This is a genomic window from Georgenia sp. (genome assembly GCF_054605595.1).
In genome coordinates, this window is the sequence record NZ_JBTSDU010000013.1 from 24993 (window position 1) to 39747 (window position 14755).

Genomic DNA, 14755 nt, shown 5'->3' on the forward strand with positions numbered 1-14755 from the left:
ATCGAGGCCGGCTCCTTCATCGCTACGCCACGCCTATACCGGCACAACGCCAATCGTCCCGCGCGCCGTCTGCCCAAGAACATCGCGAGCATGCTCCACCTGACGTGTCGACGTTGCATTCTGAGCGACGACCACGATCGTCTCATCCGCAAACAGGGCTAGAGCTGTGCCCGCCGTGCGTCGCGAAAGCGGACCCGATGCGAGCAGAACGAAGTCGAACTCCCCGGAGAGCCGAGTTACAAGTGTCGCCATGCGGGGCGACGCGAACGTTGCATCGTCCTGCGCATCGTCCTGCGCTGTGCGGATCACGACAAGCCCTGATCTCGCCGTGTGAGAAACCTCCAGCGCCGCGTCAGCACCTAAGAGATCACGAAGGTCCGTCGCCATCGTGGAGTCTGGGCCGGTGGCGGTCAACCCAGACTGCCCAACCGCGCTCACCAGCGCCACGGAATACATCGACCGAACGAGCGCCTGCGAGATACCCAATACGACGAACTCGACGTCGTTGTCCGAGGCCGGCACGAATGAGAACGAACGGAGACCCTCGTCGCGTTGCCGAGCCGTGAGTATCGCCGCTAGCTCGTCGTTTCGGTGGGTTGCAGTGACCGACCCATCCTCCGGCACCGTCGCGGTGGCCGCGGACTCATAAAGGCGAACTCCCGAAATCGCCCGCAGTTCCCGCACCCCCACCCGAGAGCCGCGGTCTCGGAGGTGGAGGAGAAGCGCGAAACCATACCCGAGCACTGCGCCCGCAATGAGACCCAGCGCAACGTTGCGGGTGGGTGTCTTAACCGGTGGTCCCTCGACAAGGTCGGCCTCCGTGGCCGTGCTGAATTGCAGGTGGCCATCGCCTGCGTCGGCCAGGATGCCGACCTGCGAAACGATCTCGCGCGTCGTCTCTGTGACGAGCTCGCGCGCGAGTTGCCCGCTGGGGGAGCTCGCCGCGACATCCAGAACCGGGATGTTGCCTACTGGCCCCACGTGCAGGGAAATCCCGTCGTTCGAGTCATCCGCAACCCCTACCCGCTGGTAGACCGGGGCAGTCACGATCTCCGAGTTCGCAAGTTGCGCATACGCTTTGACGTGGACGCTGATCTGCTCAGCTAGGCCCGTGCTGCCATCCGACCCCTGACCCAAACTTGGAATCGTGAAGAACATCTCCGCGCGGGCCTGATACACCGGCTGAGCTTGACCACCCAGCATGACCACGGCCACAACAACGACAACGACGGTGGCGAGTATGAGCTGCCAACGAGCGATAACTACCGATACATACTCCCGAAATGTCACTTGTGCTCCCTGATTGTCCCCACGCCGCGCACCCACTCTAGCGGTCCCATAGTGAGGGTAAGTGTTTGGCGGTGCCGGACCGGCGCCCTGGCGCGCCGCCGCGACGGTGAGCCCACGACTGGCGCACCGCGAACGTTCGCGTTCATGCCGACGCTTCGAGCACTCGTGGTCCAGCGACTGTGTGGATCCCCAGCCTCGGCGGCCACCCACACGGGACGTGCGTCCCGCACGAGCCTTCGCGGCGACGACCGCGTGCGCCCCGCCGCCGCCGCACGCGGTACTCTAACGCGACGGCCATCTCCAGATCCGAAGGAAGCATGTTCATTCTGCTCACACCTTCTGCGGTGTCCACATGACGGCTGACTGGTCCGCCGTTGCCGCACTCTTCCTCATCGGGCTCTCATTGTTGTTTCTTGCCGTGCGGAACTCTGGCAATCTTATACCAGCCCTGGTCTCATATGTCATGCATTCGATCATTGGTATCGGCGTTTACGTGACCATCGGGCTCTACTCGCCAGATGCCGTCCATTATGACGCTGTCGCAGTTGAACTAGCGTTCGACATCGAATTCGACGGTACCGACCGTGGGATCACTGCCGGGAAGGAAGGGTTTCCGTTGGTCGTGGCGGGAGTGTATCGGCTCATCGGGCACACCCCAGAGGCCGGCATCATCCTTAATGCGCTACTTTCCGCCCTGGTTGTTGTGGCGGTCGGCGGACTCGCCCGACGACTGAGCGCACCGTCCACCCTAGCGGCATGGCTCGCCGCCTTGTTCCCAGCGTTTATGTTGTGGGGCAGCCTCCTGCTGCGCGAGGCAGCTGTGTGGCTACTGCTCACAACGTTCGCCTACGGGCTTATTGGTATCGTAAGGGACGTGGGTCGACAGAGTATCAATTGGTTGTTGAGCCTAGGAACCCTATTGGCGCTGTTTTGGGTTCGCGGATCGCTGGCAGTCATTCTTGCGGGAACCGTATTTGCCATCTTCATCATCGCGCGTGGAGCGCGCGCCCTGGTGGCAACGCTCCTCGCGCTGGGCCTCGTAGCCATTCTGTTTGGCGGAGAACTCGCAGGCCGTCTGAGTTCGCTGGCTGGCGGCTACACGCCTCAGGAGCTGGGAGAACTTCGCGCAGCACTCAGCAGATCGGCTGGACAAACCGCCTTCGAGACGCTCGAGATCCATGACCCGGTTTCCGCAATCATCAGCCTCCTCGACACCCTGCCGAGGGTCCTCGTGGGGCCGTACCCGTGGGAGTGGCAGAGAGTGGGCCTGGTATTAACCGCGGATGCGATCTTCTGGATCGCGCTCCTGGTGGCCGGAATCGTAGGCGTCTGGCGGAGCAATGACAGGAGGCGTTGGATCGTGCCGGCGACCATCGTCTGCGCCCTCCTCGTTGTCCTCACGGTCACGAGCGGAAACTACGGCACTATGCAGCGCCTTCGTGTCCAGGCTGCGGTACTGATCATTCCCGCCGCCGCACACGCCGTACACCTTGCTCGGCGCCCCACTGACCTGGTCGGTAAGGCCTCGACGCAACCGACATCCACGGACTACCCATGAGTTCAAATCCCCGAACTCATGCCCTCGCGGCATCAGTCAATGGCACCGCGCTCCTCCTCCCACAGGTCGCTGGCCTGCTTGCACTCGACGCCAGGGAGTACGGGATCTTCTCCCTCGTGTACCTCGTCTACTCTCTGGGGACATCGCTCTCTCTTTCGATCGTTTTGGATACGTGGAGCCGGTCGCGCGTGATCGGTGGGGTCAAAGCGGACTGGGCGTCCTACTCGTCTGTCCTGGCGACACTCTCCGCCGCCGCTGGTGTAGCCGCTGGCATCGTCGCCCTCCTAGCCCGCATTCCCATCACGGGCGCCGTATTCGCAGCCATCGCAGTCTTCGGCGCCGTCTTTCGGTTCGGCGCTCGCTACCACGAGGTGCAGGAGGATCGCCTGGCAGTGTCGCTCCGCGCGGACTTGGTGGGCCTACCCGTCCTCCTCATAGGGACGGTCCTGCTCGTGGCAAGTGATGCCACGTCGACCACCGTCTTCCTTATGTGGTCGCTGGCGACCCTTGTCTCACTGGCTGCCGGCTCGGTCCCGTCGGCACCCAGTGTTCGCCACATGAAGACGTGGGCATCAACACACCGAGGCGCGATCATTCCACTGCTAAGGGATTCCGCCATCATGGATGTCAGCGCTATCGGAACCCCCTATGCGCTCGTCCCTCTTCTCGGTCTCCCCGGGATAGGCGTCTACCGTGCAGTCTCAAGTGCCTCTGCGCCAATTCGGCTATTGCTGACTACGATCAGGCCATTGCTCGCACGTATCACGCCCGAGCAACTGCGCGGTCGGCGATACGTCCTTGCAGCTCTTGGGATATCACTGAGCTCAGCCCTTTGTGCGTTGGCATTACTCCTAACTCTACCCTACCTTGACGCTGACCTTGGCGTGCTCATGGAACTCCCCCGGTACGCGGTACCTACAGCAATGTTCATTGGTGCAAATTTCCTCGGCCAGTTCTATGCGATCTCTATGCGAATCTCTGCACCTGTCGGCCGTACGCTGTTCGCCCGCCTCTTCCAATCCGTGCTCGCTATCGCAATGCCGCTTGCGGGTGCCACATGGTGGGGAATTGGAGGGGCGATCTGGGGTTACAGCCTCGCCACCGTTGCCGCGGCTATGGTCTGGGCATTTCAGGCGCTCCGGCCCGCGCGTTCGTGATCAGAGAAATGAGACGGGGCGGTGCCGCGCGATTCGCGGGTATCGATCAATTTTCCGTTGGTTCCCGAAACTTGATGACGCGTGCGGGCACGCCACCCGCCACCGCTCGAGCAGGGACGTCCTTCGTCACGACGGCACCGGCGGCAATGATCGATCCGGAACCGATCGTGATACCTCCCAAGATGCGGGCACCAGCCCCGATCCATACATCATTCTCGATCACGACGGGCTCCACAGTGGTTCCCTGGTCGCGGATCGGCGTAGCCGAGTCCCCCCACACGTGCTCCGTTGTGAGGATCGACACGCCGTGCGCGATCGAAACGTCGCTTCCGATCGCGAGGCCGCCCGTAGCATCAATGTATGACAGGGGATGGATGCTGATGCGACTGCCTAGCGTCAGACGTTCTGGTGCAAAAAGGTAAACGTCGCCCCGAATGTCAACAATTTCGCCACAGCTCACAGCAGTAGACCGGATCAGCACATATCTCCAGACCCGCGCCACGCGGGTACTGCTCCCGCGACCCAGCCGAAGCGCCGCCGTGCGCTGACGCACCGGCATAAGGGAAACCGCATTCTCAAGCACGGTGATCAGCGGGCGAAAGTGAGCGAAAGCATCTCGACCGCGCCGCGGTCCGGAACTAGGAGCCATTGTCGCCATCTTCCATACCCTCCCGTTCGGTGGAGTAGATCATCGATTGATAGCACCCCGCGTAGAGCTCCCATACGTGCGAACGATCATAGGAGGTGCGCGCACGGCCCTTCGCACGTCCTCCGAGCTCCTGCCGAAGCGTGGAGTCGGTAAGAACCGACTCCAACGCATCGGCGAGTGTGAACGGATCACGGTCTACGCATACCAGTCCCGTCTCTTGGTCTTCGATAGCGTCCACCACACCGGTTGCCAACGTAGCGACCGTCGGGATCCCCGCCGCCGCAGCTTCGAGGACGACATTGGGAAAACCCTCGCGATAGGTGGGGAGGCAAAGGACGTCCATTCGCTTGAGCCAGGGTACGACGTCGTCGACCGGGCCAATGATCTCCACCTGCCATCCCGAAGCGACGAGGCGTTCAATCAGCCACGCCCCCTCTGGGTCGTCATGGCCGCCCACCACTAGGAGGCGTCCGGGAACGCGCCGCCGTGCCAGCTCGCGTGCCGCGTCGGCTAGGAGCTCCAACCCCTTGTCCGGGTGGACCCGCCCGATGAAGCCCAACACGGGAATCTCGGGCGAGTCTGGCCACCGGTCCGCCTTCATGCTCGCGCGCTCGTCGGACGTGGTGGCGAAGCGGTCGACGTCGACGCCGTTGGAACTGCCGGCACCCACAACCTCGAACTTCTTCGCGCTCCCGAGCCGGTCCTGCACCGCCACACGACGCAGGGAGTCGCTCACCGCGATCACGCGATGGGCACAGGCAACGGACAGTCGCTCCATGGTGACGAGGAGTTGGCGCCCGAACCCCCTGGCCGTCTCGTACCGGAGTCCACGAAGCATGTAGACCCGGTGCGGGACGCGCGTGAGGAAGGCAGCCAGGCCGCCGAGCAGGCCAGCCTTCGGGGTGCCGACGCTCACAAGGTCGGGGCGCACGTCGCGCAAGACCCGGATCCATGCGACCAGCGCCTTGAGGTCGGCGCCGAGGGACGGGTTCCTGGCCATCTTGATGGGGTGCACGCTCACGCCAGGTGTGCGCCGCAGAGCGTCAAGTCGTGGTCCCGGCGCACTCACCACGTGCACGTCCCACCCGGTCCGGGCAAGGTGCTCAGGGAAGCCTGCCAAGAGCGTCAGCGACACATCCGAGGTGACGGCAAGGAGTATCCGGCGCGAGACCACGCCCGTCAGTTCCCTCGCTGCGCCCGAAACCAGGTAGTCGTCTCGCGCAGTCCTGTCTCGAGGCTCACCGGCTCCACGTCCGGGAAGAGTTCGCGCACGCGGGTGTTGTCTGCCTGCGATGCCTTCACATCACCTATGCGCGACTCAGCGAATTCGCGAGACAGGTCCCGTCCAAGCTCATGTTCGATCATCTTGATGAGTTGCAGGAGGGTGGTGTTCGTGCCGAAGGCCAGGTTGACCGGGTCGAGGCTGTGGACTCGCCTGCTGATGGCGTCGTGCAGCACCGCGCAGAGCGTCCCCACGTAGGTGAAGTCCCTGGACTGCGTGCCGTCGCCGTTCACCTGCAACGGTTGCCCCTGCATTGCGGCATCCAGGAACTTGGGGAGGACCGCGGCGTAGGCGTGCCCGGCTGCCTGACCAGGGCCGTACACGTTGAAGAACCGGAAGGCGAGGGTCTTGAGGCCGTAGGAGAACTGGTAGGCGAGGGCGTAACCCTCGGTCGCCTGTTTGCTCACCGCATACGGGCTCATCGGGCGGGTCCAGTCGAACTCGCTCTTGGGCAACTTGGGGTTGCTGCCGTAGACGGAGCTTGATGATGCGACGATCACGTGGTCCACGCCGCGCTCCCGTGCGGCTTCCAGGACATTCAGCGTGCCCGTCGTGTTGGCCTCGTGCGAGGCACGAGGGTTCGCCACAGAACGCGGCACGCTCGGGATCGCGCCGAGATGGACGATCGAGTCCACACCGTCCACCGCGTCGGTGACCAGCGGGTAGTCGAGGATGCTCCCCTCGATGAACTCGAGGTCGAGGTCGCTGATCTTCTGCCGGCTGCCGGTGCTCAGGTCGTCGAGCACACGCACGGAGTCGATGTTGTCCTGCCGGAGCAGGTATCGAGCCAGGTTCGATCCGATGAAGCCGGCACCGCCGGTGATGAGGACTCGCATGAGATCTCTCCGATGATCGAGGGGGACAAGGTAGGACTACGCGGCGGGAACACCCTTCACGACCGCGTGGGCGGGTACTTCCCGTGTGACGACTGCCCCGGCTCCGACGAAGGCGTCGGCGCCGACCGCAATGCCTTGGAGGACGACCGCGTGGGCGCCCACCGTGGCGCCAGAACCGATGTGGCAGTTCCCGGAGACTGCGCTGAGCGGGTAGGCGGATGCGTAGTCGGCCAGGATGGAGTCGTGCCCAACGGTGGCATTGACGTGGACGTGGGTGTGACGTCCCAGCCGGATGTTCGTGGTCAGGCGCGCTCCCGCGCACACCAGAGCACCCGGCCCGAGCGACACCGGGGCACCCAGGGTGGCGGCTGGGTGGACGAGCACGGCAGGCTCGAGGCGCGCGGCCGAGAAGAGCTCGTCGAGCGCCCACCGTGCGCGCGGGTTCGCAATGCCGATCACGTACTTCGCCTCCGGCTGCGTCCGCAGCCAGTCCTCGGCCGTGCCGAGATACCTCACGTGCCGCTGTGCGAGGAACTCCCTGTTGGCCGGTTGGGGTGCGTCGTCCACGGCACCGAGCAGGTCGTACCGTTCCTCGCGACCGATCGCGTTGATCGCCTCGACGACATCGATGACTTCACGCCCGAAGCCACCGATCCCCACGATGATCAGGGGCGTCGTCCTCATCGGCCGGGATCCGGGGCCGGCGTTCCGGTGAACGGTGACATGGTGACATGCCCCTCCGCCGCGATTCCCTGTCGCCTGACGACCGTCCGGAGTGTCGCCAGGAGAATGCGGAGGTCGAACACGAAGGACCTCTGATCGACGTATTCGACGTCCAGCGTGAAACGGTCCTCCCAAGAGAGCGCGTTCCGCCCCGAGGTCTGAGCGTGCCCGGTGACGCCCGGCCGCACCTCGTGCCGTCGAGCCTGCTCCGGCGTGTACAGCGGCAGGTACTGCGGCAGTAGGGGGCGCGGGCCTACCAGGCTCATGTCGCCCCGCAGGACGTTCCACAGCGTTGGCAGCTCGTCGAGGCTGGTGGCGCGCAGCTTCGCACCGAAGGGCGTGAGCCTGTCGGCGTCGGACACGAGGCCGGCCGAGGGATCCGGGTCTCGCATGGTCCGGAACTTCACCAGACTGAACAGCCTCCCGTCCCGGCCCGGTCGATCTTGCCGGAAGAGGACCGGCCGACCGAGCTTGCGGGCCACGGCGAGCGCCACCACACCCTGCACCGGCGCGGTGAGCACGAGCGCGAGGCCGGCGATGGCAACGTCTCCCCCACGCTTGACGACGTCGTAGGCACGGCGGGCGGTTCTCATCCCCTCCGGCTCCCGACGAAGTCGCTCACGGCGTCGATCACACGGGCGAAGTCGGTGTCGGTGAGCGACGACCCGCTCGGCAGGGAGATGCCGCGGGCGAAGAGCTGCTCGCTCGTGCCGTTGGTGTAGCTCTCGTAGGACGAGAAGACGGGTTGCAGGTGCATGGGCTTCCACAGCGGACGGGCCTCGATGTTGAGGTCCGCCAGATGGTGCTGCAGCTCGGCTGCGGACCAGCCCGCGACGGCCTCGTCCACCAGCGCGGACGTCAGCCAGAAGTTGTCGTGGTCCTCGCCGCCGTCGGCACCGTCGGCCCCACCGAAGATGGTGGTGCCAGCGACGCCGGCAAAGAACGCGCGGTACTCGCGCCGCCAGCGTCGTCGCCGCTCGAGCATGTTCGGGAGTCGGCTGAGCTGCACGCGACCGAGCCCGGCGAGCAGGTTCGAGAGCCGGTAGTTGAACCCGATGTCCACGTGTTCGTAGTGCACCACCGGCTGCCTCGCCTGCGTGGCAAGGTATCGGGCGCGTGCCGCGAATGCCTCGTCGTCGGTGAGCAGCATCCCGCCACCCGATGTCGTCATGATCTTGTTCCCATTGAAGGAGATGGCGGCCGCGAGACCAGCGCTGCCGGCCGGGCGTCCGCCGCGCACCGCGCCAAGCGACTCGGCGGCGTCGGACACCAGCGGGACATCGTGCTCGCTCGCGAGCCGGCCGATGCGGTCGTAGTCAGCCAGCTTGCCGAGCAGGTCAACCGGCAGGATGGCAGCGATCGAGGCTCCCCTCGCCCGCTGGTCCTGCAGGGCCTCCTCAAGCAGGTCCGGATCCATGTTCCCGGTCTCGTCGCAGTCGACGAAGACGGGGGAGGCACCGGTATAGGTGATGGCGTTGGCTGTCGCCGCGAACGTCATGCTCGACGTCAGGACCACGGTGCCCGGCCCGGCGCCGATGCCCAGCAGGGCCAGGTGCAACGCCGCGGTGCCCGAGGACAGCGCCACCGCGTGACTCCGACCGGTGAAGTCCGCGATCTCGCGTTCGAAGGCGTTGACCTCGGGGCCCAGCGGAGCGATCCAGCCTGACCGGAACGCGGCGATCAGTCCGTCCTCTTCCGCCTGCGTGACGTCCGGCGCGGAGAGGTAGATCCGCTCGTTCAACTCGTGACCTCCTGGTGTGCGTAACCCGCCAGGTCTGCTGGCGGGAGTGGGTCCACGGTCACGTGCGAGATCAGCCGATGACTCGTCAACGCGCCGTGCTCGGCCTCGCCGAACAGCTCCTCGTGCATCTTCTCCCCCTTACGCAGGCCGGTGAACACTACTTCGACCTTCTTCCCTGAGCGCGCGATCAGTCGATTGGCGACGTCGAGGATCTTGACCGGCTCGCCCATATCGAGGACGAGGACCTCCCCGGGCCCACCGATGGCACCCGCCTGGATCACGAGTTCGCAGGCTTCCGGGATCGTCATGAAGTATCGCGTGACATCGGGATGGGTGACGGTGACAGGTCCCCCGGCCTCGATCTGGGCGTTGAACGTGTGCAACATCGAACCCCGAGAGCCGAGCACGTTACCGAAGCGAACTGACATGTAGCTGCCGTCTACCTGTTGCGCCGTCCAGGCCGTGAGACGCTCCGCCAGCCGCTTGGTGCGTCCCAGCACGCTCGTGGGGTCAGCAGCCTTGTCCGTCGAGACGTTCACAACCCTCTTCACGCCAAATTCTGCGGCGAGGCTCAATACGTTCTGGCTGCCGAGGACATTGGTCTTCCAGCCTTCCTCCGGGTATTGCTCCAACATGGGCAGGTGCTTCAGTGCGGCTGCGTGGAAGACGATCTCCGGCTTGTGCTCCTCGAAGATCGGACGCAGCGCTTCGACGTCGCGGATGTCGGCGAGGACCATGTCTCGGCTGTCGAGCAGTCCCTGGCCGTAGATCGAGAGCTGAACGGAGTGGAGGGCCGACTCGTCGCGGTCGAGCAGCACCAGCTCTGCTGGGCCGAACTTGTGGACCTGACGGGCCAACTCGGAGCCGATGGAGCCACCTGCGCCGGTGATCAGCACCCGCCGGCCGGCGAGGTAGTCCGCAATGGCACTGAGGTCGGTCTTGATCTGGCGCCGCCCGAGTACGTCGGCGATGTCCGCCCGTCGTACGTCCCCCAGGCGGAAGCTGCGCCCGAACATCTGCCCGATAGGTGGCAGGATCCGGAAATCGAGCCCCGCACGCTCGACGAGATCCTGCACCTCGCCGACGAGCTCGCCCGGTGCGGAAGCAATGGCGAGGATGACCGTGTCGGCGCCCGCCTTGATCGCGGCGTCCGGCAGGCTCTGCCGGTCGCCAATCACCGGGACGCCCATCAGTCGGAGGTGCTGCTTGCCTGGGTTGTCGTCGATCAGTCCCACGACCCGGTACTCAGACTGACGGTCGGTGAGGATGAGGCGCAGCAGTTGGTACCCGGCGTCGCCGGCGCCGTAGATCACGACGCTCTTGGTGGCGGGCTCACGCTCACCCAGACTGCGCGCGCGCGCCAGCCGGTAGAGCCACCGCCCGCCCGCGGAGGCGATGAGCGTGACGGGCGGGACGAGCAGCGCGATTCCGCGCGGCAGATCGGTTGGCCAGATCAGCACGAACGCCACGTAGGTGATCACCGCGACCGCCCCGACGAGCAGCACCAGCCCCAGGGCCTCGTCGAAGGTTCCGACCCTGTAGCGGCCGCGATACATCTTGGAGGCGTACCCCAGCACCACCTGCAGCACGGCGGCGGCGAGGACGTAGCCGAGTACCGACGTCCACTGCACCTCGCTGATGGTGAAGTCGTACCGCGCGCCCGCCACGAACAGCGCCGCACCCAGCCAACACAGGACATCCCATCCCGCGAGGAGTGCTCGGCGGGTTCCAGGGCGGGAGATCACTGCGGTTACCTTCTTGACTGAGGGGGATTGACAAGAGCAGGTGGAGCCTATCGGAGAGGTCCGGCCGGACCCCCGGATCGTTCGTCGGCCACGAGCCTGCGGAGCGTGCTCACGATGCGCGGGACGCTCGGCTCGTCACCGAAGAGCCGAGCGATGTTCCGGCGCTGTGCATGCGCCAGCGGGTCCGGGGCGCCGTCGAAGAAACCCTCCGCCAGCCGCCGGGCCTCGTCGACATCAACGACGGAATGGGCCCCGGTCATCACGATCTGCCCCACCTCGTTGAAGTCACGGTGTCCCGGCCGTGAGAGGTGGATCAGCGGCTTGTTCATGAACTGGTACTCGACGAGCATGCTCAGCCCGTCGACGATCATGAGGTCCGAGGCGGCGAGCACCGGGGCGTAGTCGCCGCCGGTGAAGACCGCAGTGTTGGGCAGCGCGTTCCAGGCCGCGAGAAGCTCTTGGGCCCGATCGGGGGTGATCGGGGATGCCGCGTCGTTGATGAGCGGCGGCAGGGCCGGGTGCACCATGAAGACGAAGTCGACGTCAGTCGCGCTGGCTGCCCACGTGAGCATGTCGTCGGCTATCAGATGGAGCATCCCGAAGTTGCTCCAGTCGTCAACGATGGAGTGGTGGGCGGACCACACGACCTTCGCGCGCGGCACCGTGCCGCTGTGCGGGATCGGCCAAGCAGGCTCCACATTTCTGAGCCGGTCGGCCTTGGGGTGGCCGGCCACGACGAACTGAGCGCCACCGCGCACGTTGTCCCGTTCGGCCACCCGCCGGTTGAGGTCGCCCGTGCAGAAGACCACCCATGCCGCGCGGTGGTACGGGGTGTCGACCGCCGTGTTCACCACCCCCGCGACGGCGAAGTTCTCGATGATGTTCATGGTCTCGTACGGGACTAGGCACAGTCGCGCGAAGCTGAGGTTCGACGTAGAGAAGGCCTCCGGGATGTCAGCGTCCCACTGCGACTGCCGGAAGATGAGATCGGGATCGATCGCGCGGACCAGGTTGAGCCGGTCGCGATCCTCCGTGAGCGTGATCCGGATGTGCGGGATGCCCCGCGCGTCCAGCCCCTCGTGCACGCCTTCCTCGTCCCCGAACCCGTCAGCCCCGCGGAAGTGCCGCGGTATCGAGGCGACGACGACGTCGAAGTCGTCGTCCTCCCGCAGTGCGCGGACAAGGCCGTCGGTGCTGTCCCACGCCTCGACGTGATGGACGAGGAACAGCACCCGGATCCTCTTGCGGATCAGCGGTGTCCGCCGAGCGGCATAGTTCGCTGCATCGTGCACCCGGTCGAGTTCTTGCCCCAGTTGGGTCAAATGTGTCCGCTGAACGTCGTCATGCTCACGCAGCAGATCCTGGGACGCACCGACGGCCCGATCGATCTCCCCGATCGCCTCCCGAGCCTCGGCGACCTCTCGCTCAAGCTCACCGAACCTCCTGAGGAGATTCCGGGCGCGCGCTATCGGGGACCTGACCACAAGGCCGCATACTACCGCCCACGAAACACACCCCTAATGGGGGGTGAACGGTCTGCCGCTATGCCGCCAGCCGCTACTGCAGCAACGTCCGGTCGTCGAATCCTGCTCCGCCCTTGATCTTCTCGAACTCGTGCAGCAGGTCGGGCACCGTCGTCCGAGCCTTCCGGTCCGCGTCGAGATCGAGGATGATCCGTCCCTCGTGCATCATGATCAGCCGCGTGCCCAGGCGCAGCGCCTGCTCCATGTTGTGCGTGACCATGAGCGTGGTCAGGTGGTGGCGCTCCACCGACTCCGCCGTCAGCCGCGCCACGAGCGCGGCCCGCTGGGGGTCCAGCGCCGCGGTGTGCTCGTCGAGCAGGAGGATCTTCGGCTCGGAGAAGGTGGCCATGAGCAGCGACAGCGCCTGGCGCTGACCACCCGAGAGCATGCCCACCTTGGCCTTGAGCCGCTCCTCGAGCCCCAGCTCGAGCGTGGCCAGCTCGCGCGCGAACAGCGCCCGCTTGGCCCCGGTGACACCCCACCGCAGGCCACGGCCCTTGCCGCGCTCGTAGGCGATAGCGAGGTTCTCCTCGATGGTCATGTGCGGGGCGGTGCCGGCCATCGGGTCCTGGAAGACGCGGGCGACGTCCCGCGCGCGCTGGTGGTCGGCCAGGGCGGTGACGTCGGTTCCGTCGATGGTGACCGAGCCGCTCTCCGGGCGCAGCTTGCCGGCGGCGATGTTGAGCAGGGTGGACTTCCCGGCGCCGTTGGAGCCGATGACGGTGACGAACTCCCCCGGGGCAAGAGTCAGGGAGACACCGGTGAGGGCGACCCGCTCGTTGGCGGTGCCTGCGAAGAAGACCTTGGTGACGTCGGCGAGGCGCAGCATCAGGCGTCCACCTTCGCCCTCGTGCCGGCGCTGCGCGTGCGGCGCAGGCCGAGCCGGGAGTTGAGCCACCGGAAGCCGCTCCACTGCGGCAGCACCAGCGCGAGGACGACGAGGACGGCGGAGACGAGCTTCATGTCGTTGGCGTCCAGGCCGATGATCAGCGCCACCTGGATGACCACCCGGTAGACCACCGAGCCGAGCACCACGGCCAGGGTGGCGATGAAGATGAACCGCGCCCCGAAGATCGCCTGGCCGATGATCACCGAGGCCAGCCCGGCCACGATGAGGCCGATGCCCATGCCGATGTCGGAGAAGCCCTGGTACTGGGCGATGAGCGCCCCGCACAGGGCCACCAGCCCGTTGGACAGTGCGAGCCCGAGCACCTTCATCCGGTCGGTGCTCACCCCGAGGCTGCGGATCATCTCCTCGTTGTCGCCGGTGGCCTGCAGCGCCAGTCCCAGGTCGGTGTGCAGGAACCAGTCCAGCACGAGCTTGAGCACCAGCGCGACGGCGGCGAAGAGCGCCACGGTCACCGCACTGCCCATGAGGCCGGCGTCGCGCAGCGGGGTGATGAGGGTGTCCTCACGCAGCAGCGAGAGGTTGGAGGTGCCCATGATGCGCAGGTTGATCGAGTACAGCGCGATCTGGGTGATGATGCCGGCCAGCAGCGGGTTGATGTGGCCCTTGGTGTGCAGGAGGCCGGTGATCACCCCCGCCCCCAGGCCCGCCACGATGGCCGCGAGCGTGGCGAGCAGGGGGTTGGTGCCGCTGACGATGAGGATGGCGGCGACGGAGCCTCCGGTGGTGAAGCTGCCGTCGACCGTCAGATCCGGGAAGTCGAGTATCCGGAAGGTCAGGTAGACCCCCAGGGCCATCAGCCCGTAGATCAGTCCCAGTTCGACGGCGGCGATCATGCGTCGGGTCCCCTACTCCTCGATGACGACGTCGGCGCTGTCCAGCAGCTCCTGCGGGATCGTCACGCCCATGCGCTCGGCGGCGGCGGGGTTGACGTACAGCTGCAGGTCGGTCGGCTGCTCGATCGGCATGGTGGCGGGGTCGGCGCCCTCGTCGAGGATCTTCACCGCCATGAGACCGGTCTGGTAGCCGAGCTGCTCGTAGTCGAAGCCGTAGGTGGCGATGCCGCCGTTGGCCACCGAGTCGCCCTCGCCGACGACGACCGGCACCTGCTTCGTCTCGGCAACCTGGATGAGGGCGTCGAGCGCGGCGACGACGTTGTTGTCGGTGGGGACGTAGAAGGCGTCCACGTCGAGGGAGTTGGCCGCCTGCTGCACCTCCCCGGAGGTGGTGATGGTGGCCTCCTCGATGGTCAGGCCGAGCTTGTCGGCGGCGGCCTTGGCGAGTTTCACCTGCACCTCGGAGTTGACCTCGCCGGAGGAGTAGACGATGCCGACGGTCGTCGCG

At 65.9% G+C, this 14755-nt stretch carries 14 protein-coding genes; 2 read left to right on the top strand and 12 right to left on the bottom strand.

All coding sequences use genetic code 11. From position 1 onward, the window contains the following. Nucleotides 1–33: 33 nt before the first annotated feature. Nucleotides 34–1290, bottom strand: a complete 1257-nt coding sequence (locus ACYC1Z_RS03255; RefSeq protein WP_461408104.1) for a hypothetical protein — start codon at nucleotides 1288–1290, stop codon at nucleotides 34–36. A 352-nt stretch (nucleotides 1291–1642) separates the two neighbouring features. Between ACYC1Z_RS03255 and ACYC1Z_RS03260 the strand changes: the two genes are divergently transcribed. Together ACYC1Z_RS03260 and ACYC1Z_RS03265 are read left to right on the top strand one after the other, a co-directional pair. Continuing rightward, nucleotides 1643–2848, top strand: a complete 1206-nt coding sequence (locus tag ACYC1Z_RS03260; protein ID WP_461408105.1) for a hypothetical protein — start codon at nucleotides 1643–1645, stop codon at nucleotides 2846–2848. Beyond that, a complete protein-coding gene (locus ACYC1Z_RS03265; protein ID WP_461408106.1) occupies nucleotides 2845–4005 on the top strand; it encodes an MATE family efflux transporter in 1161 nt (386 codons plus the stop codon). Before ACYC1Z_RS03260 ends, ACYC1Z_RS03265 begins: the two co-directional genes overlap by 4 nt. 46 nt (nucleotides 4006–4051) lie before the next feature. Here ACYC1Z_RS03265 and ACYC1Z_RS03270 read toward each other — a convergent pair whose 3' ends face one another. The 11 genes from ACYC1Z_RS03270 to ACYC1Z_RS03320 form a co-directional block, all read right to left on the bottom strand. Then, on the bottom strand, nucleotides 4052–4588 hold the full coding sequence (locus ACYC1Z_RS03270; RefSeq protein ID WP_461408107.1) for an acyltransferase: 537 nt from the start codon (nucleotides 4586–4588) through the stop codon (nucleotides 4052–4054). A 55-nt stretch (nucleotides 4589–4643) separates the two neighbouring features. Then, nucleotides 4644–5828, bottom strand: coding sequence for a glycosyltransferase family 4 protein (locus ACYC1Z_RS03275; protein WP_461408108.1), 1185 nt, complete (start codon nucleotides 5826–5828; stop codon nucleotides 4644–4646). Nucleotides 5829–5833: 5 nt separating this feature from the next. Beyond that, a complete protein-coding gene (locus ACYC1Z_RS03280; RefSeq protein WP_461408109.1) occupies nucleotides 5834–6772 on the bottom strand; it encodes an NAD-dependent epimerase/dehydratase family protein in 939 nt (312 codons plus the stop codon). A gap of 36 nt (nucleotides 6773–6808) precedes the next feature. Next, nucleotides 6809–7456, bottom strand: a complete 648-nt coding sequence (locus tag ACYC1Z_RS03285; protein WP_461408110.1) for an acetyltransferase — start codon at nucleotides 7454–7456, stop codon at nucleotides 6809–6811. Beyond that, a complete protein-coding gene (locus ACYC1Z_RS03290; RefSeq protein WP_461408111.1) occupies nucleotides 7453–8088 on the bottom strand; it encodes a sugar transferase in 636 nt (211 codons plus the stop codon). The genes ACYC1Z_RS03285 and ACYC1Z_RS03290 overlap by 4 nt, the downstream gene beginning before the upstream one ends. Next, nucleotides 8085–9236, bottom strand: coding sequence for a DegT/DnrJ/EryC1/StrS family aminotransferase (locus ACYC1Z_RS03295; protein WP_461408112.1), 1152 nt, complete (start codon nucleotides 9234–9236; stop codon nucleotides 8085–8087). The genes ACYC1Z_RS03290 and ACYC1Z_RS03295 overlap by 4 nt, the downstream gene beginning before the upstream one ends. Then, nucleotides 9233–10825 carry a polysaccharide biosynthesis protein gene (locus tag ACYC1Z_RS03300; protein ID WP_461408113.1) on the bottom strand — a complete coding sequence of 531 codons (1593 nt, stop codon included), beginning with the start codon at nucleotides 10823–10825 and terminating at the stop codon, nucleotides 9233–9235. The genes ACYC1Z_RS03295 and ACYC1Z_RS03300 overlap by 4 nt, the downstream gene beginning before the upstream one ends. A gap of 203 nt (nucleotides 10826–11028) precedes the next feature. Then, nucleotides 11029–12273: a hypothetical protein gene (locus tag ACYC1Z_RS03305; RefSeq protein WP_461408114.1), complete on the bottom strand. Its 1245-nt coding sequence runs from the start codon at nucleotides 12271–12273 to the stop codon at nucleotides 11029–11031. 265 nt (nucleotides 12274–12538) lie between these two features. Next, nucleotides 12539–13333, bottom strand: coding sequence for an ABC transporter ATP-binding protein (locus ACYC1Z_RS03310; RefSeq protein ID WP_461408115.1), 795 nt, complete (start codon nucleotides 13331–13333; stop codon nucleotides 12539–12541). Further along, nucleotides 13333–14247, bottom strand: a complete 915-nt coding sequence (locus ACYC1Z_RS03315) for an ABC transporter permease (protein ID WP_461408116.1) — start codon at nucleotides 14245–14247, stop codon at nucleotides 13333–13335. Before ACYC1Z_RS03315 ends, ACYC1Z_RS03310 begins: the two co-directional genes overlap by 1 nt. A 12-nt stretch (nucleotides 14248–14259) precedes the next feature. After that, a partial coding sequence (locus tag ACYC1Z_RS03320) for an ABC transporter substrate-binding protein (RefSeq protein WP_461408117.1) occupies nucleotides 14260–14755 on the bottom strand: 496 nt, incomplete at its 5' end.